Here is a 26,243-nt window from a genome sequence, read left to right as displayed (position 1 = left end):
GAGATAATATGAGTTTAGTACCAATGGTTGTGGAGCAAACCAATAGAGGAGAAAGATCCTACGATATCTATTCAAGATTATTAAAGGAAAGAATTATTTTCTTAGGTTCAGAGGTTAATGATGTTACAGCCAGTTTAGCTGTTGCTCAGATGTTGTTTTTAGAGGCAGAAGATCCTGATAAGGACATTCAATTGTATATTAATAGTCCAGGAGGTTCTGTAACAGCTGGCTTTGCCATATATGACACCATGCAATATATCAAATGTGATGTATCCACTATCTGTATTGGTATGGCAGCCTCTATGGGGGCTTTCCTATTGACCGCTGGGGCAAAAGGCAAAAGATTTGCCCTACCTAATAGCGAAATAATGATTCACCAACCTCTTGGAGGTGCTAGAGGGCAAGCAACAGATATCCAAATTCATGCAGAACAAATCCTTAAAATTAAAAACAAATTGAATGATATTCTAAGCAACCGAACAGGGCAACCCTTAGAGAAAATTCAAAGAGATACAGAAAGAGATTACTTTATGTCTGCTGACCAAGCTAAAGAATATGGTATCATTGATCAGGTGATTACCTCCAATAAATAATGTCTTAATTAATGAGGTGAAGCGATGTCAAGATTTGATGACAAAAAACAATTGAAATGTTCTTTCTGCGGAAAGTCTCAAGATCAGGTAAAACGTTTGGTAGCAGGGCCTGGCGTTTATATATGTGATGAGTGCATTGAACTATGCCAGGAGATTATTGAGGAAGAATTTGACGAAGAGTTTGATACCCAGTCTAGGGAAATTCCAAAACCAATGGAAATCAGAAGTATTCTTGATGAATATGTAGTTTCCCAAGACAGGGCGAAACGATCTTTGTCAGTAGCTGTATACAATCACTACAAAAGAATAAATTCCGAATTAAAAAATGATGATGTTGAAATACAAAAGAGCAATATTCTTATGTTAGGTCCTACAGGTTCAGGGAAAACCTTGCTAGCACAAACCCTAGCCAAGATATTAAATGTACCCTTTGCCATAGCGGATGCTACTTCTCTCACAGAAGCTGGTTACGTAGGGGAAGATGTAGAAAATATTCTGCTCAAGCTTATTCAAGCAGCTGATTATGATATTGAAAGAGCAGAAAGAGGAATTATCTATATTGATGAAATTGATAAGATTGCTAGAAAATCTGAAAATCCCTCTATTACCAGAGATGTTAGTGGTGAAGGTGTGCAACAGGCTCTTTTAAAGATATTAGAAGGTACTGTAGCTAGTGTTCCTCCTCAGGGGGGAAGAAAGCATCCCCATCAAGAATTTATCCAAATTGATACCAGCAATATTTTATTTATTTGTGGTGGAGCCTTCGATGGAGTAGACAAAATTATAGAAAAGCGCATTGGTACAAACTCCATGGGCTTTGGGGCAGAAGTAAAAAGTAAACAACAAAAAAGTGTAGGAGAATCATTAAAGCATATCTTGCCCCAGGATTTATTACGATATGGCCTTATACCAGAGTTTGTTGGTAGAGTACCTGTAATCGTAACTTTAGATTCCTTGGATGAGAAAGCTTTAGTTGAGATTTTACTTGAGCCCAAAAATGCCTTGGCAAAACAATATAAGAAATTATTTGAAATGGATGGGGTTAAGTTAGAATTTGATGAAAAAGCTCTTCAAGCTATAGCCCAAAGGACCATAGAGCGAGAAACAGGGGCCAGAGGTCTTAGAGCGATCCTAGAAGAAATCATGCTAGGAGTGATGTATGAAATTCCTTCTAGAGATGAAGTGGAAAAATGTATTATCACCGAAGAGACCATTACCAAGGCTTCAGAGCCTACACTAGTTGTTAGTGAAGCAAATGCAAAGAAAAAGAACAAAACATCTTCAAAGGATGGAGAAAGCAATCCTGAAGAAAGTGTTTCATAAGTATAAAAGGCAATCATCTAGGTATGATTGCCTTCTTTGTTGCTAAGAAAAGGATAAATATTAAAACCTAGAGAATACTATTTATACAAGTCTAAGGGTTTTAGTAGACATTGACTGGGTAGGATAAAGAACAGGGGGATGGTTTGATGAAGGCTTTAACCATAGCTGTTCTGATTTTTTTTGCTCTAAGTATTTTTATCTTATATATAGAAAAAACCAAAATATTTTGGAAGAAGAACAAAAAAATAATAGAGATGACAAAGCTTAGGAAAGAAAGATCTTACAGACTAGACAAGCCCCTTCACAAAAAAATAGAAGGAAAGCTGAAAAAGGAAATACATAGTCAGGAGGATAAAAGAAATTTGTTGCAGAGTTTTATGGAGGCAACAGAATTTTATATGGAAGAGGATAGTCAAGTAGAGCTTATTCATAGGGCCAAGAACTTTAATGAGCTATTATATTCCTTTAGCATTCTCATGCAAAGGGCACTTAATCAGGGGAGAACCTTTGCTGTTTTGGAGGACGTAAAATATATTCCCCCTCTCTTATTTACCTTTGATAAAAGTCAAATAGGGATAATCTATACCTTAGGAACAATAGAAGGGGAAATAAAAAAGATCAAAATACAATGTTGTGCTGTCCCCGTCGGTAGAAGAAAAGGCAGAATAATATCTGGCGAGATGATAGATATTTCTCCTTTTCCCCTAGGAGATTTCATAAAAGACTATGATATCTTTATAAAATTTTATCCCCAAAAACCTGAAAATCATGGACAATGGGAAGCTGGCCTTATTGTATCTATATATAGTGCAATAATCAATAAAGCTTTACCCCCATCAACCCTAATCCTGGGGGGGATAGATAAAAAAGGAAAACTACAAGCTGTATCTAACATGAATAATCTAGTGAAAATCTTGGCAAAGGAGAATAGGTCCAGCATTTTTTATCCCCGGGATAATGAAAAAGACATGAAAAACCTATCTAAGGATATTTCTTCCCATTCATTTAAAGCTATAAAACACATTGAAGAAATCATCACCAGATTAGAAATTTATAATCAATAAAGGGTGTGAATCTTGGGATATACATGGATTTCATTGAAAAGAGGGAGGATAAAGGTTATAATATTTGAGTCAGTGTCTAAAGAATGGGCAATAGAAAAAGTAAGAAGGATAAATAGAAATGAACTAGTCTAACAAGTTAATATTCAAAACATAGATAAATTTTATCAATAGAACGGAGTGAAAACTATGGAGGAGAAAATAAAGGAAATCAATGAATACAAACTACCGATTATTCCCCTACGGGGATTATGTGTGTTTCCTGAAATGGTAATCCACTTTGATGTAGGGAGAGAAAAATCTATCCGAGCGTTAGAGGAAGCCATGGTAGGGGACCAAAGGGTATTTTTAGTCACCCAAAAAGATGCTGAAATTGATGATCCCCAAAAGGAAGATATCTATCCTACGGGAACCATTGCCCAAATCAAACAATTATTGAAAATGCCTGGCAATATCATTAGAGTGTTAGTAGAAGGACAAAATAGAGGCTCCATAAAGGAAATCCTGCAGGAAGAACCCTATATGATGGGTGAAATTGAAAATGTAGTTTATGAAGAGACAAAAGACAAAGAAAGTGAAGCCCTTATACGATTAGTTATTGATAGATTTCAAGATTATATGAAACTAAGCAAAAAGGTATTGCCCGATACTCTTTTAACCATCTCCACTATAGAACAATGTGGTCAGCTGGCAGATATTATCATCACCAATCTAGAATTGGATATTGAAGAACAGCAGGAAATACTAGAAACTTTTCAGCCTAAAAAACGCTTAGAATTATTATATGGTAAACTTATAAAAGAAATAGAAATTCAGCAAATCGAGAGAAACATCGATGACAAAGTAAAAAATCATATTGATAAAATACAAAAAGAATACTATTTAAGAGAACAGATGAAAATTATCCAAGATGAGCTGGGGGAAGATGAGTCGACTACTTCTGTGATAGAAAATTATAAAAATAAAATGGACCAACTTGAGCTACAGGGGGAGGTAAGGGAAAAAGTTGAACGAGAATTAAACCGTTTAGCCAAATTACCCAGTGGATCAGCGGAAACAGGAGTAATTCATAATTATGTGGAATGGATATTGGATCTACCTTGGAATAAAGAAACTGAAGATAGATTAGATATCAAAAATGCTAGAGAGATATTAGATGAAGAACACTATGCTCTTGAAAAAGTTAAGGAAAGAGTGCTAGAGTACCTGGCCATACTTCAACTATCCCAATCTATAAAGGGATCAATATTATGCTTAGTTGGACCACCGGGAGTAGGTAAAACCTCCATTGCTCGCTCTATTGCAAAGGCAGTCAATAGAAATTTTGTCAGAATGTCGGTGGGAGGTTTAAGAGATGAAGCAGAAATTAGAGGCCATAGGAGGACCTATGTAGGCGCTATACCTGGAAGAATTATTTCGGGAATAAAGCAAGCGGGGACTAAAAATCCTCTTTTCCTATTGGATGAAATTGATAAAATGAGTCAAGATTTTCGAGGAGATCCAGCATCAGCCCTGCTGGAAGTATTAGATGCTGAGCAAAATCACAGCTTTACTGACCATTATCTAGAACTTCCCTTTGATCTATCCAAGGTGATGTTTATTACCACCGCCAATTCTCTAGAGCCTATACCTAGACCGTTGTTGGATCGTATGGAAATTATTTATATTTCTGGTTATACCGAAGAGGAAAAACTGAATATTGCCCAAAAATATCTATTGCCCAAACAACTAAAGGAACACGGATTAAAAAAATCCAATATACGGATGAAAGAGGAAACCCTAAGGGATATCATTATCTCTTATACTAGAGAATCAGGAGTTAGAAATCTAGAAAGACAATTGGCTACTGTATGTCGTAAAATTGCTAAGGAAATTGTAGAGAAGGATAAGGCAAGTGTCACAGTAAATAGCAAAAATCTTTCTAAGTTTTTAGGAATTTCTAAGTATCGTTATGAAAGCATTAGAGAACAAGCAGAGGTGGGCATGGTGACAGGCCTAGCTTGGACACCTGTAGGGGGAGATACCTTGACTATTGAAGCAGTATCTATGCTAGGTAACGGAAAGTTGGCGCTTACAGGGCAACTAGGAGACGTGATGAAAGAATCTGCTAAGGCAGGAGTTAGTTATATTCGGTCTAAAACCAAAGAATTAAATATTGGTGAAGATTTTCATAAAAACTTAGATATCCACTTACACATTCCTGAGGGCGCTATTCCTAAAGATGGGCCATCAGCGGGCATCACTATGGCTACTGCTATTATATCCCTCCTCACAGGGAAACCTGTGCCCCAATATATTGCCATGACTGGAGAAATCACCCTAAGGGGTAGAGTTCTTCCCGTAGGGGGGATTAAAGAAAAGGTGTTGGCTGCCCATAGAGCTGGCATTACCACCATTATTTTACCTAAGGACAATGAAAAAGATTTGGAAGAAATCGAAAAAAATGTACGCCAAGATCTCACCTTTAGGCTAGTAGACAATATGGATGAGGTCATTCAAGAAGTATTTAAGGAAGGGATAAAAGATGAAAGTAAATAAGGCTGAAATCATCATAAGTGCAGTAGAAGAAGCCCAATATCCTTCGGATGAATTATTAGAATTTGCCCTAATAGGGCGTTCCAATGTGGGCAAATCCTCCTTTATCAATGCCATGATAAATCGTAAAGCCTTGGCCCGTACAAGCTCCCAACCGGGAAAAACCCAAACCATGAACTTTTACCTGATCAATGAAATGTTTCGTTTTGTGGATTTGCCGGGCTATGGATATGCCAAGGTGTCTCAGAAAGAAAGGGAAAAATGGGGACAAATGATTGAAAAATATCTAAGCATTCGGGAAAATTTACAATGTGTGCTTTTACTGGTGGATTTTCGTCATCCCCCTACTAGGGACGATATTGCTATGTATCAATGGTTAAAACATTTTCAGATCAAAACAGCTGTCATTGCAACCAAATTGGATAAAGTCAAAAGGTCTCAGCACCAGAAAAATAAGAAGATGATCAAAGAGGATTTACAATTAAATAAAGGGGATGCCTTATTTACCTTTTCGGCCCAAGATAAAACAGGAAAAGAAGAGATTTGGCAATTTCTTGAAGACATATTAAAGACCAATCCTGCTTAGGATTGGTCTTGACTTATATCTTCGCCCTCTATGGCATCTACAAATTCTGCCATAGTATCCCTATCTTCTATGTCTTCAGAGGATGCTTCTTGAGGTGGTTGCTCTCTATCTTCTATTGGATTTTCAATATGCTCAGGAGCGGGGGGATCTATGGTAGCTGGAGCCGGTATCTGATCAGGATGAGGTGGCGAGTCCAGTATGTCTAAAAGCTCCATAAAATTGGATTCTTTGTCTTGACCTTCTCCTTTATTCCCTTCTGTTGTCTGACTAGATTGATCGGTGCTTTTAGAAACCACATCGGCCATTTTCATGACGTCCATCATTCTGGAGAGATTTTTAAACTGGCTTAGGGTACTTGCTTTTTCCTTGGGCATAAAGGGCTCTATGGCATCAATTAAATGATTGATCTTTTGGGCATTGTCCTGAATCCCATTGATATGGGTGAAAGTATTTTGCAGGTTGTGAATATTGGTTTGTATTTCCATCATATTTTTAATTCCCTTGGAAATTTGTTGCACCTCACTATGGTAGTCCTGGTGAATAAAGGGGCTTAAATCCTCTAGAAGATTTAGAATATCACCAGGATTCTTTGAAGAGGAATCCTGTATATTGGAGGGAGAATCAAAATCTGATAAGCTATTCATATCCCTAAGTAAACCCCTCCACCGATCAAATATAGTAAGTATATATTGGTTTTTAGCATCCATATAGGGTTTTATTCGTTCCACCATACCCAAAAAGTCTTGAGGATCATGAATGTTTAAAATTGACTTTTTCCCCCTATTTTGTTTATTCTCGGATTTTTCTAGGGGAAAAGCTGGATTTTTATCCATATCTACAACAAATTCATCCCCTGAGCCATAGGATATTTCTCTTAGAGCGCCTCCCCGCCTGCTAAATTTATTAATGAGCAAAAGAAAAACAAAAAATAATAAAGCAGGATGTTGTCCTATAGGGTTGCTTTTACTTAGACCATCCGTAGTGGCTTTATTTTCTAAGATTTCTTCCTTGTTCTTATCTGCCATGTATATGCCTCCTAACCTTTAAATAATTTACAACTAGTGTTTACTAGAATATCTATTCATCACATAGGTAGGCTATAACTGAATTTTAAAATAGACCAAAAAATAGTACTACCCCATCAGATTGATGGGGTAATTGTACCTATTTACCAAAACAGAAGCCGCCGCCCCCGCCGCTGAGGAGCAAGATGACTAAAATCAGAAGTATGATGTTATCGTCTCCGAATAATCCGCCAAATCCACCACCGCAACCGTCATCATTTAATAAAAAGAACACTACTAAAATAAGCAAAATGGTATTGTCACCTTTAAAAAATCCATCTAAAAATCCAGACATTAAAATCCTCCTTTTAATAAGTATTATGGATATAAACCTTGTAACCTGAATGAATCAATTGTTGAGAAATAATTTAATCTACTTGGTAAATAAAACAACTAATAGCAAGAAGAAGAATAATAAACTTTCACTATTTTCTTCACCACACCATCCACTGTTATCAAAGAGAATGACTAATAATAAGAAGAAAAATAATAAACTTTCTTCATTTCCACGAAACATATTTGCTAAAGCCATGAACTTATTCCTCCTTATAAAATAATAAAATCAGATTAGGATTTCTACCTTACCCTCATTGGTATATTATGCAGGTAGGAGATAATTGGTGATAACAAAACCAAAAAAGATTTAAAAATAATAATGAATCGGAAAAGGGTGAGAATTTTTTATTCTCACCCTTTTCCGGTTCATTATTTTCTAGTTGCATAATATAACAACTAACAGTAAGAAGAAGAACAACAAGCTATCATTGTCTACATTATTACACCATCCGCTATTATCAAAAAGAATAACTAGGAGCAGGAAGAAAAACAGTAAGCTTTCGTCACAGCCATCTTTAAAAAATCCCATATTGAAACCTCCTCTTATTTTAATTATATAATTTTGCTCATTACATAGTATGTTTAGATGCCTAGGTTGGTGAACAGAATATCTCATCATAAGTAAATAACTCTATAGGATGAGATATGTGTCTCATCCTATAGAGTTATTTACTTTATAGTCCTTCTTAACTTATTGGAATAAGATGACTAATAACAAGAAGAAGAACAGTAAGCTTTCATCTCCATCTCCAAACCAACCACCGTTATCAAAGATAATAACAAGTAGCAGGAAGAAGAATAATAAACTCTCTTCATTTCCTTTAAAACTAGATAAGAATCCCATTCAAATCCCTCCTTTATGGATTATAATTATTTTTCTATAGCGGGGGTGTTACGGGAGTCAAAAAGAATTTTTCTTTTGTATTTATTTCCATACTATGTGTGAACAGGAAAAAGGGTGAAAATAAAAAGTCATATATGTGATAGGCAAGAATAAAATATAATACCACCGATAATTGTCACTATGGAACAACAGGATGCATAGAATAGTAAATAATAGAACAAAGGGGGAAAGACCATGGATGATAAAATGATGGAACAATTGGTTAATCAAGCAAAGGAAATGAAAAGTGAAGATAAAGAAAAATTATCCCAACAATTGGAAGAGAGATATAATAATCTTGATGGAGAAAAAAAGGATAAATTTGAAGAGATGTTCAAGCAGGTACAAGAGATAAATAAAAATTCAACTAGGGAAGAAAAAGCAAAAATGATTAATGAAATGAAGGAGCAATTAAGCCCTGAAGAGCAGAAAAAACTTCAGAAAGTAGCAAAACTTCTTAAAGGAATGTTAAAAAAATAAGAGGATTTTTAAAATGGATAAAGCACTCTTTTTTGAGATAGGAAAGTTAGTCTTGCCCTACTAGGATTAAACTTTCCTATTTCACAAGTGCGTGCGATTTTTGCACGCTTTGTCACACTAAACATATTATGTTAGTAGTAGTGTAGAAAGGAGTGGTTTATTTTATGTCTTTTTTGATACCTCTCTTCTTTTTATTTATATTAAGTGGAGCTTCTTACCGAAGGTTTATCGATAGAAGATTACAAGCTAGAATTATGGATGCACAAGAAAATGAGCAAACATCTGTAATCCTACTTTATGATGAGAAAGATACCCATCTGGAAGAAGCAATTAAAGAGCATGGGGGCAAAATAAAATATAGATTAGATATTATACAGGGCTTTGCAGTAGATTTACCTTGTAAATGTGTGGAAAAGCTTGTACGAATACCGGGAGTGACCTTTATTGCTGATGATGCAAAACTTTCTACTCTAATGGATATTGCTAGACCCACTGTGGGAGGAACTATTGCAGAAGAAAGCAATTTAACCGGCCAGGGTATAGGTATAGCTGTACTAGATACAGGTGTATATCCCCATGCAGATTTATCCCTAGGAACAAATCGTATTGTTGCATTTAAAGATTTTGTCAATGAAAAAGAATTTCCCTATGATGATAATGGCCATGGCACCCATGTAGCTGGGATAGCAGCAGGGAATGGCTATATGTCTGAGGGTAAATATAAAGGAATGGCGCCCAAGGCCAATATCCTTGGGGTAAAAGTAATGGATAAGAATGGTAGTGGAACGACTTCAGATATTGTGGCAGGAATGCAATGGGCATGGGAAAATCGTAATAGATACAATATTAGAATCGTGTCCCTTTCTATAGGGTCAGACCCTGATTTAAAAGCAGCAGAGGATCCATTGGTAAAAGGTGTGGAAGCTTTATGGGATGGTGGCATTGTTGTAGTAACTGCCGCAGGCAATTCAGGCCCTGGTAAAAGGACCATTAATTCACCGGGCATTAGTCAAAAGATCATCACCGTAGGAGCTACTGATACTCGGAGCACCATAGACAGGAAAGATGACATCATTGCAAAATTCTCCAGTCGAGGACCTACTGGGGAAAATATTCTGAAACCCGATATTGTTGCACCAGGTGTCAATATCACTTCTTTAAATAGTGATATTGACTTTATCCCGGAAAAGAGCACAAAAAGATATAGATTTAAGAAGATGACCGAACCCTATAAAGAAATGTCAGGGACATCTATGGCTACACCTATAGTATCAGGAGCCATTGCATTACTTTTAGAAAATCAAGAGCAACTAACTCCCGATGAAGTAAAAGCAAAATTGATGGATACAGCCATCTCAGTTAATGATAGAGACTATGCCCAAGGAAAAGGTCAGATCAATATAGGGAAAATAATAAAAAAATAAAGATAGAGCAACAACAAAAAGACTGCCATGGCAGTCTTTTTGTTGTGCCATAAAAGATAATCAGCAGGATAAGTTATGAAATGTGGCTTTTCATCATACTATTATATATAAATGTAAATTTAAATCCTAGAATGTATTTAGACTATAAAAAAGGAGATGATAATCATTAGAGGAAAAATTGTACTATTGGCTATGTTAATTTTAATCTTAAGTATCGCATTAGTCTCTTTTCAATATGGGCAAACATCAACAGTACGTACTATGTCTACATTTTTTTCACCTCCTGAACAGCCCCTTCCTCCCAATATAGATGAACTGCTAAAAAAGGATTATGGTAACTCAAAATATTTTGATACTCATGAAGACATTAAAATAAGCCTAGAGAAAATCATAAAGGAAAAATATTTTATCGAATATAGTTGGGTCAATGGAGAGGAAAGTTACTTTGGAATAGGATTACTTATTGAAAATGTGAACAAGAAAAAATTAAAAAAAGAAGACTTTAACTCCCTATGGATAAAGGATAATTTGGGGAATACATATACCCCTCTACCCTACCAGACCATCAATGATTTTCCTCAGGATAGACCCTTAGGGTGGAAACAATTATTTTATGGGAAATTTTCTCCCATGGATCCTCAAGCGGAAACCATGGATATTTATTTTAAATATAAAGAACATCAGTTTAAAATACCAGGTATTCCCTTATAAATAGGAGGTATAGAAAAGCAGTTTATGTTGTCAATCCGGAGGATAGTGAAGGGTCTAAGCATTTAAAGGGTTTTCAGATGCTTCACTCCACTTTGCTACATTCAGCATGACACTCAAAAAGACTTTTTCAACAGGCAGAGAAAGCGGCTAAAGCTGCTTTCTTGACTTATTTTTTGGTGTACAATAAAATAGAGCCGCAAGAATAATCAAAAGGAAGAGATCACCATGGTAAATACAAAAGAAAAAATTATAAATATAGCGGAAAAACTTCATATTGATTGCATTGGATTTGCTTCTGTAAAACCATTGGAAAATCTGAGAGAAATCCTAAGTCAACGGCAGGAAAAGGATTATTTATCAGGTTTTGAAGAAAAGGATATAGAAAAAAGAATAAATCCTTTACAAGTCTGGGAGGATGCGAAAAGTATTATTGCCATTGGAATCTCCTATCATCAAGAGGAGCCTAAATACCCTGAACAAGCCCTTTATGGGAAAATCTCTAAAAGTGCATGGGGGACAGATTATCACAAGGTACTTATATCCAAGATGGAAGAATTAATGGAAGCTATACAGAAAGAAATCATGCCATTGGAGTATAGGACTTTTGTAGATACAGGGCCTTTGGTAGATAGAGAAATTGCCTTTCAGGCAGGATTAGGCAGTTATGGGAAAAATGGATTCATTATCAATCCCCAATTTGGATCATGGCTTTTTATTGGAAATATTCTTGTGAATATAGAAATTGAGGAAGACTCCCCCCTGGAAAAAACACACTGTGGATATTGTAATCTATGTATCAAAAACTGCCCTACTAAAGCTATAGAAGGTCCTTTTCATTTTAATGCTAAAAAATGTATCTCCTATTTAACACAAAAGAAGGGAATATTAACCGATGAGGAAAGAAAAGTTATGGGGCAACAGGTCTATGGATGTGATATCTGTCAACAAATCTGTCCCCAAAATAGAAATGCTCCCTATGGAAAAAACAACGACTTTAAAACGACTTCCTCTTTAGCATTTCCCCATCTAAAAAAAATATTAAAAATGAGTAATCAGGATTTTAAGACAACCTATAAAAGCACTGCTGCAGGATGGCGAGGGAAAAAAATATTACAACGTAACAGTATTATAGCCCTAGGAAATAGTATGGATGAAAAGGCAATACCTATTTTAGAAGAACAATTAAAAGATCCAAGATGGGAAATAAGATTATATACTATTTGGGCTTTAGGACAAATAGGCAATAAGGGAAGAAAAAGGATTAAAAAATGGTATCCCCAGGAAACACACCCTGAAGTTATAGGAGAAATACTTAGGATCTTGGAGAAAGATGAAGAAATATAGAAGGTTATCTAAAAAATAAAATAAATCCAAAAATTATGGATTAAAATAAAATTTGTATAAAGTACACAACTCACAAGGCTACAATTTCGTAAACACTGAAGTTAGGGGATTTTGTAGAAAATTGTCGGAAAATTGGAAACAATATTAAAGGAAAAAATGCTAAAAATTTCAATAAATGGTTATCTGACCCATTGAAAAAACTCATTAATTCAAGCTATAATGACAGGGCAACCCTATAACATATAAATGATTTGTTAAAAAGAGACAAAGGAAATTGGTCATAAAAACCAGAAATATGTCGAGACTAAAATTCTACAAAAGGTTATAGAAAGGGAGGACGTAAAGATTATGGCAAACACAAGACGTAAAGAAGAGCATAATGTAAACGCTGACATTAAAGTTTCTAGGGCACCTGATGGAGCATTGAGAGATGGGGATTATATCCCAGGGGGGAAAAAGTTTATCCTTGGACTACAACATGTATTTACAATGTTTGGTTCTACAGTATTGGTACCTATTCTAACAGGGTTAAATGTATCAGTTGCGCTATTTGGTGCAGGAGTAGGTACATTGATATTCCATCTTATTACTAAGAAAAGAATACCTGCATTTTTAGGGTCATCTTTTGCATATATTCCAGCAATTATCGCAGTTGGTGCATCCCATGGATTAGAATATGCGGCAGGGGGACTTGTTGTAGCCGGTCTATTGTATATCGTATTCTCAGCTATTATTAAAATGGCTGGACCAGGTCTTATTAATCGCTTATTCCCACCTATTGTGACGGGACCTATTATTATGGTTATTGGACTTAATTTAGCACCTACAGCTATTGATATGGCATCTCAAAACTGGGCAGTTGCACTAATTTGTTTAGTAACTGTAACTATCGTAAATATTTATGGTAAAGGTTTTATTCAGTTAGTTCCTGTATTAATTGGTCTTATTGTAGGATATATCGCGGCTTTGGCCTTTGGAATTGTAGACTTTACTCTCATTGGACAAGCACCATGGTTTAGCATACCAGCCTTTACTATTGCTAAATTTGATGTAGGGGTAATCATGCTTATTGCTCCTCTAGCTCTTGTTACAATTATCGAGCATATTGGAGACGTACTGGCTATTGCGGCTACAGTAGAAGATGATTATATGGAAAGCCCTGGATTACACAGAACAGTATTGGCAGATGGTATTGCAAAGGCAGTTTCCTCTTTTATAGGAGGAGCACCTGTAACAACCTATTCTGAAAATACTGGAGTATTGGCCTTAACAAAAGTATGGAATACTCAAATTATGAGAATTGCAGCGGTAATCGCCATTGGATTATCTTTTGTAGGGAAACTAGGTGCTGCTATTCAAACTGTACCTGAGCCAGTTATCGGAGGTATCTCCATCATCCTATTTGGTATGATTGCTTCCATTGGGGTAAGAACTGTAGTTGAAAATAACGTAGACTTCAAAGCCTCAAGAAACTTGATTATCGCATCTGTTATCTTAGTACTTGGAATCGGTGGAGCACAATTTGATCTTGCCATCGGTAGCTTCCAACTTTCCTTAGCTGGTATGGCACTAGCTGCTGTAGCAGGATTATTACTAAACCTTATTCTTCCAAGAGCGGAAGCATAAAAATAAAAACACAAAAAAGCCTACTACGATATCGTGGTGGGTTTTTTTGTGGGAAGTTTATCCATAGGGTAAATTTTGTCGATAAAGAAGGAAAGAAGTAAGAAAAAGTAGAAGTACATATCAATTCAGAATATTAATACAGATCTATCAAATTTTTAAGGGAATTTTGCAGGCAATGAAGTCATATTAAGGGGGGAATGACTTGAATGTACCGCAGTATTTAGCAAAGGACATTGTTGGACGGATGAAAGAAATTATTAATCAAGATATCAACTATATTGATACAAAGGGTGTGATTATGGCTAGTACTGATGAAAAGCGTATTGGAACTTTTCATGGGGGAGCCAAGAGAGTCTTATCAGGGAAGAATGAGATTATCATTCACTATGATGAGGAATACCCAGGGGCAAAACAGGGTATAAATCTTCCCGTATACTTTGAGAACAATATTGTTGGTGTCATAGGAATTACAGGTAAAGAAGAGGAAGTTGGAAGATATGGAAAGATCATACAAAGCATGACAGAAATTCTTATTAAAGAAGCCTATCTAGTGGAACAAAAGAATATTGGTAGGGAAACCAAGAGGCAGTTCGTAGAAGAATTATTATTTCGTAGACATAAAACCGATGAAAAGACTCTAATGATACGCTCTGAATTACTCAATATTAAAATAAATATTCCAAGAATTGTGGTTGTGGCTAGAATTAGAGAAAAATATGAAGAGAAAATGCTGAATACACCAGCCATCTATGAAAAAATATACAATATAATACAAGGATATGTAGACTTTAACAAACAAAATTTGATTATCCAAAGTGGCATGAATTACATTATGCTATTAGATACAAATACATTGAAGGAAATACATTCTCTGATCCAGAGTATTCATGAAAATATAGAAAAGAAATATGATATTAAAGTTTGCTTTGGTATTGGTGGCATTAGTAGTAGCGCCGATGCCATGAGAACATCCTATCTAGAGGCTAGAAAAGCCTTAGATGTTGCTCTAACTTCCCAGACAAAATGTATAATAGAATATTCTGAACTAGATATAGAACTTTTTTTAGATGAAATCCCTCAAAGAATAAAACAAGAATATATCCAAAAAGTTTTTAGAAATATTGATATGAATCAAATGGATGAATATATAGAATTTTTAGGCAAATATTTTCAAAACAATGGATCAATTACGAAAACTGCTGAGGAATTATATATACACAAAAATACAGTGCAATATAAATTAAAAAGAATAAAAGCTCTAACAGGCTATGATGCTAGAAATATCGAGGATTCAGCTATTTTGTACTTAGCCATTACATTATATACATTAGAAAATTAAATCCTATCTAGCATTGATAACAAAATAACAGGGAAATTATTCCCTGTTATTTGTTTGCTATAACATAGATTAATTTTCCCAATAACTTTAGAATTATCAGTGAGAGGATAGCTAAAACAAGATTTTTTAAAACATTCACATTGTTTTAAATCCTACATTAATGAATAGTGAGAATGACAAGATGTTTTTTATTATTTTATTACTCGTGATAACGTTATCAAGAAGCGAATGAAAAATAATGAATTTTAAAATTGAAGAAATAAAGATTGTGCAGTTTAATAGCTGATGAGTTTATGAAAAAAGAGTTGACACAGAAAGAGGGATAAAAATGAAGATAGTTATCGCTTCTGATTCTTTTAAAGGTAGTTCTTCCTCTCTAGAAGTTGCGGACGCAATAGAAAAGGGAATAAGAAAAGTTCACCCTGATGCAGAGGTAGTAAAAATTCCAGTAGCCGATGGTGGAGAAGGTACGGTAGATACATTGGTAATAGGTACAGGAGGGAAATATGAAGAAATAGAAATCATAGGACCCCGAGGTAAAAAAATTAAAGCTAGGTATGGGATTTTAGAGGAAAATATAGCTGTAATAGAAATGGCAGCGGCTTCAGGACTAACATTAGTTAAAGAAGAAGAGCTAGATCCTATGGTGACAACAACCTATGGGACGGGTCAAATGATCAAAGATGCTATAGATAAAGGATGCAAAAAGATATTTGTAGGCATCGGAGGGAGTGCTACCAATGATGGTGGTGTAGGTATGGCCCAAGCCCTGGGAGTTTCATTCAAGGATAAAAATGGAAAAGAAATAGGTTATGGTGGGGGAAAACTTAGGGGTTTATGGGATATTGATATCTCTAAAATAGATAAACGTCTAGAAGATGTAGAGATCATCGTAATCTCAGATGTTACCAATCCCTTATGTGGTAAGGATGGGGCATCCCATATATATGGACCTCAAAAAGGGGCAACGCCAAAAATGATACAAGAGTTAGATAAAAATCTAAAACATTATGCCATAGTGCTTAAGGAAAAGGTGGGAAAAGACATACTAAATACTCCTGGCTCAGGGGCAGCAGGAGGATTAGGAGCTGGTTTAATGGCATTTTGCAATGCTAAGCTTTATCCTGGCATAGAGAAGATTTTGGATATTAATAATATCGATGAACATTTAATGGATGCAGATTTAGTCATAACCGGTGAAGGGAAAATTGATAGTCAATCCATATATGGTAAGGTGCCTGTAGGAGTAGCAAAAAGAGCTTATAAATATAGCGTACCCGTGGTAGCCATTGTAGGAAGTGTAGGGGAAGGGGCATCAGCAGTATATGAGCATGGTGTCAATGCCATTATGGATATTATCCCTAGACCTATGACCCTTAGTGAAGCTATGGAGAATGCACCGGCATTAATAGAGGAAACTGCCGAGAGTGCTATGAGGATGTGGGGGCTAAAAAGTATTCGAGCTACAAGCACATGTTAAACAAATATTACGATACACCTAAAATGGAGGGTGAAAATGCTAAATATTAAAGATATTAAAGGAGTTATTCCACCTATTATTACACCAGTGGATGAAAATGAAAATGTTGATGTAAAGGGTTTGAAAAGGGTTATAGATCACGTTATTGATGGTGGAGTTCATGGTATTTTTATCTTAGGAAGTAATGGTGAATTCTATGCTTTAGATTTTCAAAATCAGAAAAAAGCTGTAGAAACTACGGTAAAACACGTAAATGGAAAAGTACCAGTATATGCAGGGGCCAGTGCTATTACCACAAAGGAATGTGTAAAATTGGCAAAGATGGCAGAGGAAGCTGGAGCTGACGCATTAAGTGTGTTAACGCCTATGTTTATTCAGCCCAATGAAAATGAACTATACAATCATTTTAAGGCTATTGCAGAATCCACTAACCTACCTATAATGCTATATAATAACCCAGGTAAGACAAATAATAATATATCAGTTCCACTGCTGGAAAAGTTGGCCAGAATTGATAACATTATCGGTATTAAAAATACTTCCTTTGACTTTGTTCAGACCATAGAATACATCAGAGTGACACAAAACATTCCAAACTTTAAAGTCTTTAGTGGATCAGATTATTTAATCTATGGAACATTAGCCTATGGCGGGGCAGGTTGTGTTGCAGGAACAGCCAATGTAGCTCCAAGATTAGTAGTAGACATATACGAAAAATACATGGCAGGAGACCTAGAGGGAGCCATGGAAGCACAATATAAGCTAATACCATTGAGAAATACTTATAATTATGGAAGTTTTCCTGTTGTCATGAAGGATTGCTTAAACTTAATGGGTCTAAATGTGGGGCACCCAGTTAAGCCAATAGATCATTGTAGCAAAGAAAGACTACAAGAAATTAAAAAAGTCCTCAATGATTTAGGTTTAATAAAATAATATTACTCACATAAATAATATGCCATTCCAAGTGAATTAGTTTTTAAATTTTATAGTCAGGTAGAAGATTAATAAGCATAGACACACAAGTGAAAAATCTATAAAACAATTATAAAAAGGAGAGATAGATAAAATGAAAATAGGATTTATAGGATTGGGAATTATGGGGAAACCAATGGCAAAAAACTTGGTAAAAGCAGGATATAACCTAGTGGTGCTGGATTTAAATAAAAAATCAGTAGAAGAATTAAAAGCAATGGGGGCTGAGACAGCGGAGAACAATGTTGAATTGGCAAAGCAATGTGATGTCATCATTACTATGCTTCCAAATTCACCACAGGTTGAAGAGGTAGTATTGGGAGAAGGTGGAGTGATAGAGGGAGCAAAACCAGGATCAGTTGTTATCGACATGAGCTCCATTGCACCTTTAAGCAGCCGTAAAGTTTATGCAGCCTTAGAAGAAAAAGGAGTACATATGTTAGATGCACCGGTAAGTGGTGGAGAGCCAAAGGCTATAGATGGTACATTAGCTGTTATGGTAGGAGGAAAGAAAGAAGTATTTGAAAAATACCATGATGTGATGATGAAAATGGCTGGCTCAGTGGTATATGTTGGAGAAACGGGTGCTGGTAATGTAGCAAAACTTTGTAATCAAGTCGTCGTAGCGCTTAATATTTCAGCAGTTTCAGAGGCTTTAATTCTTGCTAAAAAAGCAGGAGTTGACCCAGAATTAGTATATCGAGCTATCAGAGGTGGCCTTGCAGGAAGTACGGTTATGGATGCAAAAGCACCTATGATTATGGACAGAAACTTTAATCCAGGATTTAGAATTGACTTACACATTAAGGATTTAAATAACGTAATTGAAACTTCCCACGGTGTAGGTGTTCCGCTACCATTAACTGCACAAGTAATGGAAATTATGCAGGCAATTAAATTGGATGGTTGCGGTGTTGAAGACCATGCTAGTATAGCAAAATACTATGAAAAATTAGCAAATATTGAAATTACTAGAGACTAGAAGTTCACTTGATAATAATCCCTCATTTTAAAAATGGGGGTAGCTGATAGGAGGTTTTTGAGATGGGAAGTACACCTAAAGTGGTGGAGATTCAGGTTATACCAGTAGCTGGTAGAGATAGCATGTTATTAAACTTGAGTGGAGCCCATGCACCATACTTTACTAGAAATATTATAATCATGACAGATAATACAGGAAATACTGGTATTGGTGAAGTACCTGGTGGAGAAAAGATTCGTCAAACCTTGGAAGATGCTAAGGAGTATATCATTGGACAATCCATTGGAAACTATAAAAATATTATGAATATAGTCCGCAAAACCTTTAATGATAGGGATGCTGCTGGACGTGGTTTACAAACCTTTGATTTGCGAACTACCATTCATGTAGTCACGGCCATTGAGGCTGCTTTATTAGACTTACTAGGTAAATACTTAGAAGTTCCAGTAGCAGCATTGTTAGGGGATGGACAGCAAAGAAAAGCAGTAAAGGTATTAGGATACTTATTCTACATTGGTAATCCAGATAAAACTGATCTTCCTTATTATAGAGAACCAAACGCTGAAAATGAGTGGTATAAGATTCGTCATGAAGAAGCAATGACACCGGAGGCAATAGTAAAATTAGCCGAAGCTTCCCAGGACTTATATGGATTTAGGGATTTCAAACTCAAAGGCGGAGTTTTAGAAGGTAAAGAAGAAATCAAGGCGATCAAAGCTTTAAAAAAGAGATTTCCAGAATCAAGAATAACCATAGACCCCAATGGAGGATGGCTACTAAAGGATGCTATAGAACTATGTAAGGATATGCATGGGACTTTAACTTATTGTGAAGATCCATGTGGTGCTGAGGATGGATTTTCAGGTCGTGAAGTACTAGCAGAATTTAGAAAGGCTACAGGTCTTCCCACAGCCACAAATATGATAGCAACCGATTGGAGACAAATGCAACATTCAGTCGCATTACAATCTGTGGATATCCCATTGGCTGATCCACATTTTTGGACTATGTCAGGATCAGTTAGGGTAGGACAAATGTGCAATGAATTTGGGCTCACTTGGGGTTCCCATTCTAATAATCATTTTGATATATCCTTAGCGATGTTTACCCATGTAGCAGCGGCTGTACCAGGGGATATTACTGCGATTGATACTCACTGGATCTGGCAGGAAGGAACAGAACGTTTAACAAAGGAACCTATGCTCATTAGAGATGGACATATTCAAATACCAAATAAACCAGGCTTAGGTATTGAAGTAGATATAGATCAGGTAATGAAAGCAAATAAACTGTATTTAAAAGAGGGCTTAGGAGCTCGAGATGATGCAATAGCAATGCAATACTTAATTTCAGGTTGGGAATTTAATAATAAAAAGCCTTGTTTAGTTAGATAACTTATAATTTATAACAAGATATTTAAAGGAGCAGAAAATATAGTATAAAGTCAATAATAACAATTGTAGAATTCTACAATTGATTATAGAAAAAAATAAGGGGGATTATGGAAATGAAAAAGATGTTCAAAGCTGCAGCATTTATCCTTGTCGTAATGTTAGTGTTAACAGGATGTGCCAGTAATTCTGGGTCAACATCATCAGAGGGAGATACATCAGATCAAGAAGTTACTTATCCCACAAAGGCTATTGAGCTTATTGTTCCAGCAGGAGCAGGGGGAGATACTGATATGAATGCAAGACTTTTTGGTAAATATCTTGAAAAAGAATTAGGACAGCCTGTAGTAGTTGTAAATGTAGGAGGTAGTGGAGGCACAGTTGGTACTAGAAGAGTGAAAGACGCAAAGGCAGACGGACATACTGTATTGTTTTTCCATCCTGAAATATTAGTTCCATATGTAGCGGGAATGGTAGATTATCATATAGATGCCTTTGAAATAGCGGGCATAGGCGTTGTAGATAATACAACTGTACTTGCTACTCACAAAGACTCACCCTATAATAGCTTGAGTGAATTGGTAGAGGATGCTAAGAAAAATCCGGGGAAAATAGATTTTGGAATGCAAACTGGGGGATATCCTCATATTGTTGGATTAGCAGTAGAAGATGCTGCAGGAATTGAGTTAAACATGACTGATGTGGGTGGCAATGCAGACAAAACCGTTGCATTAATGGCTGGAAGAACTGACTTTATTAATACCCAATATGGTTTGACTAAAGATTATTTTGAATCTGGAGATTTCAAACAATTAGGGCTTCTTTCTAAAGAAAGAAATCCATTGATGCCAGATATTCCCACTGCTTTAGAACAAGGATTTGATATTGTAATGGATAAATTCTTTTTCTTCGGAATGCCGAAGGGAACTTCTGAAGATATTGTAAATAAATTCTCGGCGGCTATGGAAAAGGTTACGCAAAATCCAGACTATCAAAAAGAAGCTGAAAATATATTTGTAACACCTACTTATATGAATCCAAAGGAAGCAACTAATTATATTATGGAATATCATGATAGATTTATGAAGTTTCAAGAGCAAATGAAGGGTAATTAAGCAAATAATATAATAGAAAATTAAAGTAAGAGTACTCTTACTTTAATTTTCTATTATATAGCTAAAGTATACTAATCATACCTTTTAAATTGAAATTGGGGTGAAAATAATTGGATATCAAACATAGGGATATTTACTCGGGCAGTTTTGTTTTATTATTTGCCGTAATACTTTTTACAGCTAGCTTTAGAATACAGGAATTAATGACCGAGGTAAAGATAGGGGCAGATTTTCTACCTAAAATAACAGCTGTAATCCTGGCAATCTTAGGAGTAACTTTAATTTTCCAGGGTAAAAAGGATTTAAAAATGAAAAAGAATTTGGATACACAGAAAACTCAGAATGTTTTAGATGACAAAAAAGAAAACAAAGACTATGCAACAATCATTACGCTATTTTTATTAATTGGATACGTTGCCCTGATGGAAATACTGGGCTTTATCATTACGACCACTGTGTATTTATTTTTACAATTCTTTGTTCTAACTAGTAGAACACAAAGGAAACCATTAAAGCTTGCAATTATAGCTATATTAATTTCAGTATTAGTATTTTATTTATTTACAGTAGTTTTTAAGATTATGATCCCATCAGGAATACTCGGTTAGGAGGGAAAACTATGGAAATGCTTTTAGCAGGATTTGCATCAATTTTTACGGTTAAAACTATTATGTATATTTTAGGTGGAGTTGTTATAGGGATTATTGTCGGTGCGATCCCAGGGATGACGGTAACCATGGGAGTTGCCTTATTTTTGCCAATTACCTTTGGGATGAGTCCTATACTTGGGTTGTCCCTACTTATTGCTTTATATATAGGAGGTACATCTGGAGGTTTAATTTCAGCTCTTTTGCTGAAAATTCCTGGAACGCCGGCATCTATTGCTACAACCTTTGACGGTTCTGTTATGGTAGAGAAAGGAGAAGCGGGAAAAGCACTGGGTGTAGGAATTGTGTTTTCATTCATAGGAGGATTGTTTAGTGCAATTGTTTTAGCATTTATATCACCATTTTTAGCGAAGATTGCATTGAAATTTGGTCCTTATGAATACTTTTCTATTGCTTTATTCTCCTTAACTATGATTGCAGGTTTGTCTAGTGGTTCATTGGTAAAAGGCTTAATCGCTGGAATGTTCGGCATAACAATGGGATTTGTTGGTACTGCTCCTATTACTGGCTTTCCACGATTTACTTTTGGATTTTATGAACTTGATGCTGGAATAAACTTATTACCAGCATTGATTGGTTTATTTGCTGGCGCTCAGATATTAGAATATGCAGGAGAGAAAAATAAAGACAATAGCAACAAAGCTCAGGTAGTGGACTACAAAATAAAAGGTTTTGGTTTTTCTATGAAGGAATTTATTAGTCAGATCGGAAATGCTTTTAGATCAGCTGTATTAGGCACTGGAATAGGTATTCTTCCAGGTTTGGGCGCGTCTGTAGCAAATATTGCTGCATACGGAGCAGCACAAAAGTATTCTAAATATCCAGAAAAATTTGGCACCGGAATCATTGATGGTATCGTGGCCCCAGAAACAGCTAATAATGCTTCAACCGGAGGGGCATTAGTTCCATTACTTACTCTTGGAATTCCTGGGGACAATACAACAGCAATACTTTTAGCAGGGTTTATGATTCATGGCATTTCACCAGGACCATTGCTTTTTACCAATCACGGGGATTTGGTGTATGCTATTTTCGCAGCGGTTATTGTTGCAAATATTTTTATGATTATTGCAGCATTTGCAGGAATGAGAGGTTTTGTAAGAATCCTTACAGTACCAAAGTATATTTTATTGCCAGTGGTTATGGCATTCTGTGTTATTGGATCATTTGGTGTGAACAATAGGATGTTTGATGTATGGACTATGTTAGCCTTTGGAGTAATAGGATATTTGATGGGGAAATTTGGATTCGGCAAAGCCCCTCTTATTCTAGGTTTTATCTTGGGACCTATTCTTGAAGTAAATTTGCGTAGAGGACTCATGCAAAGTCAAGGAAGCTATGCACCATTTTTAACAGAACCTATTTCGGCAATATTTTTGGTGATTACAGTTATTGTGGTAGTGATGAATGTAATTAGTGAAGTTAAAAAAGCTCGTAAGAGAAAAGAAGATATAATCGGAAGTGTTGTTTAAGCATAAACGTTTTTTACGAGTTTTTTAGAAGAATATAAGAGATAATAAAAAACATTAACTAATTAAAAAATATAAATAATGCTAGAGAAAGAAGGGATTACAAAAATGGCGTATAAGGTCTTAATTCCACAAGATATTGCAAAAGAAGGGAAGCAATATCTTATTGATAGAGGTTACGAAATAATGATGGGATCGGGAATCACTGTAGAGGATATTAAAAAGGATGTCAAAGATTGTGATGCAATTTTAGCTAGAACCGCATCATTTCCTCGTGAAGTATTTGAAGCAGGAAAAAAATTAAAAGTTATAGCAAGACATGGTGTTGCATATGACAATGTTGATATAGACGCTGCAACTGATTTAGGTATATATGTCACCAATGCTCCTTTATCTAATGCTAACTCTGTAGCAGAACAAGCCATTGGATTCATTATTGCTTTGGCTAAAAATACTGTTTTTTGTGATAAGGAGCTTAGAAAAGGCAATTTTGAAATAAGAAACCAATTGCATGGTATAGAATTAGAAGGAAAAATATTAGGTTTGATAGGATTAGGAAAAATAGGTAATGCTGTAGCTCAAAAATCTACTTACGGATTAGGTATGAAAGTAATTGCCTATGATCCATATGTAAAACAAGAAAACGTCGATTCATATATAAAATTAGTAGAAGATTTGGATGAGATATTTAAAAATGCTGATTTTATTAGTCTACATTTGCCTTTAACGGACAAAACAAGGAGGATGGTAGGCAGAGAAAAATTACAAATGATGAAAACAACGGCATATTTAATAAATACTTCTAGAGGAAATGTCGTAAATGAAAAGGAATTAATAGTAGCATTAAAAGAGGGACAACTTGCTGGAGCTGGTTTGGATGTATATGAACAAGAACCACCAGAGAACAATAATGAATTATTCAGCCTAGATAATGTAGTAGTAACACCACATAATTCCTCTCATACAAAGGAAGCTACACAGAGAATGGCAATACATGCAGCTATGGGTATTGATGAAGTATTATCAGGGGAAATACCCAGTTGGCCGGTAAATAAACCTATAATAAGATAGGGTAATTATTAAATGAAATATTAGGAACTAACATAGACAAATTAAAAACTTAAAATATATCATATGTTTGTAAAAAACAGATTTTTTAATATATTTTCTCTTGATTAATGTATAAACAATGCTAATAGGCCATAAGGGTACTGAACTTAGTAGTCCTATGGCCTATTAGTATTGAAGGAGGGTAAGAAAATGAAAAATACTCAAGAAACAAACCCTTTATTGATCAAAGTTCATCCACAGGACAATGTAGAAACTGTAGTTAATGATAAAGGGATAAAGAAAGGAACCCAGGTTAAGGAAGGATTAATGGCGATTGAATACATTCCCCAGAGTCATAAAATTGCTCTTGTAGATTTTGAGCTAGGAGACAAAATTATTAGATATGGTGAAATTATAGGGTATGCAAAGCAAGATATTCCGAAGGGAAGTTGGATAGATGAGCATAAGGTAAAATTGCCTGTGGCCCCAAAATTAGAGGAACTTCCTGTAGCTACAAAGATATCTAAAACTTTGCCCCTGCAAAAGAAATATACTTTTTTAGGATATCGAAATCCCGATAGTAGTGTAGGAACAAAAAATATGTTGGGAATTACCACAAGCGTTCAATGTGTAGAAGGGGTATTGAATATTGCTGTAGAGAGAATAAAGAAGGATATATTGCCCAACTATCCAAATGTAGATGGTATCATGCCTATTAATCATAATTATGGGTGTGGTGTGGCGATTGATGCACCAGAGGCAACGGTACCTATTAGAACCTTGAGGAACCTTGCAACCCATCCAAATTTCGGCGGAGAGCTAATGGTAGTTAGCTTGGGATGTGAAAAACTTCTTCCTAATAGGCTTTTTACACATATAAAGCAAGAAAACGTTGTAATACTGCAAGATGAGCATGGTTTTGAAATAATGGTTGAAAGAATCGTAGGAAAGGCCCGAGAATGTTTGGAACGTTTAAATAACAGAGTAAGAGAAGTATGTCCTGCATCAGATCTTGTTATAGGTCTGCAATGTGGAGGCAGTGATGCTTTTTCAGGGATTACTGCAAATCCTGCAGTGGGATATGCAGCTGATTTACTGGTCAGTGCCGGGGCAACGGTTTTATTTTCTGAGGTTTCAGAGGTTAGAGATGGGGTTCATCTTTTAACCCCAAGAACCATTAATGAAGAAGTAGGACAAAAATTAAAAGATGAGATGGCTTGGTATGATAATTATTTGGACTTAGGAAGTGTAGATAGAGATGCTAATCCCACTCCTGGAAATAAACAAGGTGGATTGGCCAATGTTGTAGAAAAATCCCTAGGTTCTATTGCAAAATCGGGCAGTACTACTATAGTAGAGGTTTTATCCCCTGGCGAAAAAGTAAGAAAAAAAGGCTTGGTATATGCCGCAACTCCTGCCAGTGATTTTGTATGTGGTACTTGCCAGTTAGCATCAGGTATTACTTTACAGGTATTTACTACTGGAAGGGGTACCCCCTATGGGTTAGCAATGGCACCAGTGATTAAAGTGGCAAGCCGTACAGCCTTGACAAACAAATGGAAAGATCTCATTGATGTTGATGCAGGGAAAATTGCTACAGGAGAAGCAACTATAAAAGAAATTGGACAAGAAATATTTGAATTAATCCTTCAAATCGCTAGTGGGAACAAAAAGGCGTGGGCAGATTATTGGGGTATTCAAAATGCATTGTGCTTGTTTAATCCAGCCCCAGTTACCTAGGGCGCATAATAATGAAAAGTTGATAGGTTTTATGCCGATGAAATATGAGAAAGGTAGAATCTAGGTTT

At 35.7% G+C, this 26,243-nt stretch carries 24 protein-coding genes; 20 read left to right on the top strand and 4 right to left on the bottom strand.

Annotated features, from left to right (window positions below):
- Positions 1-8 precede the first annotated feature (8 nt).
- The 5 genes from clpP to yihA all read left to right on the top strand — a co-directional run bounded on the left by clpP (position 9) and on the right by yihA (position 6,098).
- Positions 9-593, top strand: coding sequence for an ATP-dependent Clp endopeptidase proteolytic subunit ClpP (clpP, locus tag NSA47_RS07140; protein ID WP_257530438.1), 585 nt, complete (start codon positions 9-11; stop codon positions 591-593).
- Between the two features lie 24 nt (positions 594-617).
- Complete coding sequence (gene clpX, locus NSA47_RS07135; RefSeq protein WP_257530436.1) at positions 618-1,916, top strand: ATP-dependent Clp protease ATP-binding subunit ClpX; 1,299 nt, start codon at positions 618-620, stop codon at positions 1,914-1,916.
- Between the two features lie 146 nt (positions 1,917-2,062).
- Positions 2,063-2,980 carry a hypothetical protein gene (locus tag NSA47_RS07130; RefSeq protein WP_257530434.1) on the top strand — a complete coding sequence of 306 codons (918 nt, stop codon included), beginning with the start codon at positions 2,063-2,065 and terminating at the stop codon, positions 2,978-2,980.
- 186 nt (positions 2,981-3,166) lie between these two features.
- Positions 3,167-5,515 (top strand): endopeptidase La, encoded by a 2,349-nt coding sequence (gene lon, locus NSA47_RS07125; protein WP_257530432.1) that lies wholly within the window; start codon positions 3,167-3,169, stop codon positions 5,513-5,515.
- Entirely contained in the window at positions 5,502-6,098 is a 597-nt protein-coding gene (gene yihA / locus NSA47_RS07120) for a ribosome biogenesis GTP-binding protein YihA/YsxC (protein ID WP_257530430.1), read from the top strand. Before lon ends, yihA begins: the two co-directional genes overlap by 14 nt.
- On the opposite strand, the gene NSA47_RS07115 is transcribed toward yihA, so the two are convergent.
- The 4 genes from NSA47_RS07115 to NSA47_RS07100 all read right to left on the bottom strand — a co-directional run bounded on the left by NSA47_RS07115 (position 6,095) and on the right by NSA47_RS07100 (position 8,342).
- On the bottom strand, positions 6,095-7,123 hold the full coding sequence (locus NSA47_RS07115) for a hypothetical protein (protein WP_257530428.1): 1,029 nt from the start codon (positions 7,121-7,123) through the stop codon (positions 6,095-6,097). The two genes, yihA and NSA47_RS07115, sit on opposite strands and share 4 nt — an antisense overlap.
- Before the next feature lie 139 nt (positions 7,124-7,262).
- Positions 7,263-7,457, bottom strand: a complete 195-nt coding sequence (locus tag NSA47_RS07110; protein WP_257530426.1) for a hypothetical protein — start codon at positions 7,455-7,457, stop codon at positions 7,263-7,265.
- A 78-nt stretch (positions 7,458-7,535) separates the two neighbouring features.
- Entirely contained in the window at positions 7,536-7,694 is a 159-nt protein-coding gene (locus NSA47_RS07105) for a hypothetical protein (protein ID WP_257530424.1), read from the bottom strand.
- A gap of 495 nt (positions 7,695-8,189) precedes the next feature.
- On the bottom strand, positions 8,190-8,342 hold the full coding sequence (locus tag NSA47_RS07100) for a hypothetical protein (protein ID WP_257530422.1): 153 nt from the start codon (positions 8,340-8,342) through the stop codon (positions 8,190-8,192).
- Positions 8,343-8,576: 234 nt separating this feature from the next.
- Here NSA47_RS07100 and NSA47_RS07095 point away from each other — a divergent pair, with 234 nt between their 5' ends.
- The 15 genes from NSA47_RS07095 (at position 8,577) to garD (ending at position 26,175) form a co-directional block, all read left to right on the top strand.
- Positions 8,577-8,861, top strand: a complete 285-nt coding sequence (locus tag NSA47_RS07095) for a hypothetical protein (RefSeq protein ID WP_257530420.1) — start codon at positions 8,577-8,579, stop codon at positions 8,859-8,861.
- Positions 8,862-9,025: 164 nt separating this feature from the next.
- Positions 9,026-10,285, top strand: coding sequence for a S8 family peptidase (locus NSA47_RS07090; RefSeq protein ID WP_257530418.1), 1,260 nt, complete (start codon positions 9,026-9,028; stop codon positions 10,283-10,285).
- A 186-nt stretch (positions 10,286-10,471) separates the two neighbouring features.
- A complete protein-coding gene (locus NSA47_RS07085) occupies positions 10,472-10,996 on the top strand; it encodes a hypothetical protein (RefSeq protein WP_257530416.1) in 525 nt (174 codons plus the stop codon).
- A gap of 225 nt (positions 10,997-11,221) precedes the next feature.
- Positions 11,222-12,340, top strand: a complete 1,119-nt coding sequence (gene queG / locus NSA47_RS07080; protein ID WP_257530414.1) for a tRNA epoxyqueuosine(34) reductase QueG — start codon at positions 11,222-11,224, stop codon at positions 12,338-12,340.
- Positions 12,341-12,688: 348 nt separating this feature from the next.
- Positions 12,689-13,966: a uracil-xanthine permease family protein gene (locus tag NSA47_RS07075; RefSeq protein WP_257530413.1), complete on the top strand. Its 1,278-nt coding sequence runs from the start codon at positions 12,689-12,691 to the stop codon at positions 13,964-13,966.
- A 202-nt stretch (positions 13,967-14,168) separates the two neighbouring features.
- Entirely contained in the window at positions 14,169-15,305 is a 1,137-nt protein-coding gene (locus NSA47_RS07070; protein ID WP_257530412.1) for a CdaR family transcriptional regulator, read from the top strand.
- A gap of 328 nt (positions 15,306-15,633) precedes the next feature.
- Entirely contained in the window at positions 15,634-16,785 is a 1,152-nt protein-coding gene (locus NSA47_RS07065; protein ID WP_257530410.1) for a glycerate kinase family protein, read from the top strand.
- A 36-nt stretch (positions 16,786-16,821) separates the two neighbouring features.
- Complete coding sequence (dapA, locus tag NSA47_RS07060; RefSeq protein ID WP_257530407.1) at positions 16,822-17,721, top strand: 4-hydroxy-tetrahydrodipicolinate synthase; 900 nt, start codon at positions 16,822-16,824, stop codon at positions 17,719-17,721.
- A gap of 133 nt (positions 17,722-17,854) precedes the next feature.
- Positions 17,855-18,742 (top strand): 2-hydroxy-3-oxopropionate reductase, encoded by an 888-nt coding sequence (gene garR, locus NSA47_RS07055; protein WP_257530405.1) that lies wholly within the window; start codon positions 17,855-17,857, stop codon positions 18,740-18,742.
- 62 nt (positions 18,743-18,804) lie between these two features.
- Positions 18,805-20,136 carry a glucarate dehydratase gene (gudD, locus tag NSA47_RS07050; RefSeq protein WP_257530403.1) on the top strand — a complete coding sequence of 444 codons (1,332 nt, stop codon included), beginning with the start codon at positions 18,805-18,807 and terminating at the stop codon, positions 20,134-20,136.
- A gap of 113 nt (positions 20,137-20,249) precedes the next feature.
- Positions 20,250-21,248 carry a tripartite tricarboxylate transporter substrate binding protein gene (locus tag NSA47_RS07045; RefSeq protein WP_257530401.1) on the top strand — a complete coding sequence of 333 codons (999 nt, stop codon included), beginning with the start codon at positions 20,250-20,252 and terminating at the stop codon, positions 21,246-21,248.
- A 110-nt stretch (positions 21,249-21,358) separates the two neighbouring features.
- A complete protein-coding gene (locus NSA47_RS07040; RefSeq protein ID WP_257530399.1) occupies positions 21,359-21,856 on the top strand; it encodes a tripartite tricarboxylate transporter TctB family protein in 498 nt (165 codons plus the stop codon).
- A gap of 11 nt (positions 21,857-21,867) precedes the next feature.
- A complete protein-coding gene (locus NSA47_RS07035; protein ID WP_257530397.1) occupies positions 21,868-23,388 on the top strand; it encodes a tripartite tricarboxylate transporter permease in 1,521 nt (506 codons plus the stop codon).
- A 105-nt stretch (positions 23,389-23,493) separates the two neighbouring features.
- Positions 23,494-24,456, top strand: coding sequence for a hydroxyacid dehydrogenase (locus tag NSA47_RS07030; RefSeq protein WP_257530395.1), 963 nt, complete (start codon positions 23,494-23,496; stop codon positions 24,454-24,456).
- A gap of 189 nt (positions 24,457-24,645) precedes the next feature.
- On the top strand, positions 24,646-26,175 hold the full coding sequence (garD, locus tag NSA47_RS07025; RefSeq protein WP_257530393.1) for a galactarate dehydratase: 1,530 nt from the start codon (positions 24,646-24,648) through the stop codon (positions 26,173-26,175).
- The last annotated feature ends 68 nt before the right edge of the window (positions 26,176-26,243 follow it).

It is taken from the genome of Irregularibacter muris, from assembly GCF_024622505.1.
Taxonomy (GTDB): Bacteria; Bacillota; Clostridia; order Eubacteriales; family Garciellaceae; genus Irregularibacter; species Irregularibacter muris.
Note: the sequence above shows the minus strand (reverse complement) of the source record. Positions and strands in the feature narration are given on the sequence as shown.

Excerpts from the sequence above, each read along its gene's own strand:
- garD (WP_257530393.1), top strand. The coding sequence starts at position 24,646 with ATGAAAAATACTCAAGAAACAAACCCTTTATTGATCAAAGTTCATCCA.
- NSA47_RS07065 (WP_257530410.1), top strand. The coding sequence starts at position 15,634 with ATGAAGATAGTTATCGCTTCTGATTCTTTTAAAGGTAGTTCTTCCTCT.
- gudD (WP_257530403.1), top strand. The coding sequence starts at position 18,805 with ATGGGAAGTACACCTAAAGTGGTGGAGATTCAGGTTATACCAGTAGCT.
- clpP (WP_257530438.1), top strand. The coding sequence starts at position 9 with ATGAGTTTAGTACCAATGGTTGTGGAGCAAACCAATAGAGGAGAAAGA.
- dapA (WP_257530407.1), top strand. The coding sequence starts at position 16,822 with ATGCTAAATATTAAAGATATTAAAGGAGTTATTCCACCTATTATTACA.
- lon (WP_257530432.1), top strand. The coding sequence starts at position 3,167 with ATGGAGGAGAAAATAAAGGAAATCAATGAATACAAACTACCGATTATT.
- NSA47_RS07095 (WP_257530420.1), top strand. The coding sequence starts at position 8,577 with ATGGATGATAAAATGATGGAACAATTGGTTAATCAAGCAAAGGAAATG.
- yihA (WP_257530430.1), top strand. The coding sequence starts at position 5,502 with ATGAAAGTAAATAAGGCTGAAATCATCATAAGTGCAGTAGAAGAAGCC.
- NSA47_RS07030 (WP_257530395.1), top strand. The coding sequence starts at position 23,494 with ATGGCGTATAAGGTCTTAATTCCACAAGATATTGCAAAAGAAGGGAAG.
- NSA47_RS07115 (WP_257530428.1), bottom strand. The coding sequence starts at position 7,123 with ATGGCAGATAAGAACAAGGAAGAAATCTTAGAAAATAAAGCCACTACG.
- NSA47_RS07130 (WP_257530434.1), top strand. The coding sequence starts at position 2,063 with ATGAAGGCTTTAACCATAGCTGTTCTGATTTTTTTTGCTCTAAGTATT.
- NSA47_RS07045 (WP_257530401.1), top strand. The coding sequence starts at position 20,250 with ATGAAAAAGATGTTCAAAGCTGCAGCATTTATCCTTGTCGTAATGTTA.
- NSA47_RS07075 (WP_257530413.1), top strand. The coding sequence starts at position 12,689 with ATGGCAAACACAAGACGTAAAGAAGAGCATAATGTAAACGCTGACATT.
- queG (WP_257530414.1), top strand. The coding sequence starts at position 11,222 with ATGGTAAATACAAAAGAAAAAATTATAAATATAGCGGAAAAACTTCAT.
- NSA47_RS07105 (WP_257530424.1), bottom strand. The coding sequence starts at position 7,694 with ATGGCTTTAGCAAATATGTTTCGTGGAAATGAAGAAAGTTTATTATTT.
- NSA47_RS07110 (WP_257530426.1), bottom strand. The coding sequence starts at position 7,457 with ATGTCTGGATTTTTAGATGGATTTTTTAAAGGTGACAATACCATTTTG.
- NSA47_RS07090 (WP_257530418.1), top strand. The coding sequence starts at position 9,026 with ATGTCTTTTTTGATACCTCTCTTCTTTTTATTTATATTAAGTGGAGCT.
- NSA47_RS07035 (WP_257530397.1), top strand. The coding sequence starts at position 21,868 with ATGGAAATGCTTTTAGCAGGATTTGCATCAATTTTTACGGTTAAAACT.
- clpX (WP_257530436.1), top strand. The coding sequence starts at position 618 with ATGTCAAGATTTGATGACAAAAAACAATTGAAATGTTCTTTCTGCGGA.
- garR (WP_257530405.1), top strand. The coding sequence starts at position 17,855 with ATGAAAATAGGATTTATAGGATTGGGAATTATGGGGAAACCAATGGCA.
- NSA47_RS07100 (WP_257530422.1), bottom strand. The coding sequence starts at position 8,342 with ATGGGATTCTTATCTAGTTTTAAAGGAAATGAAGAGAGTTTATTATTC.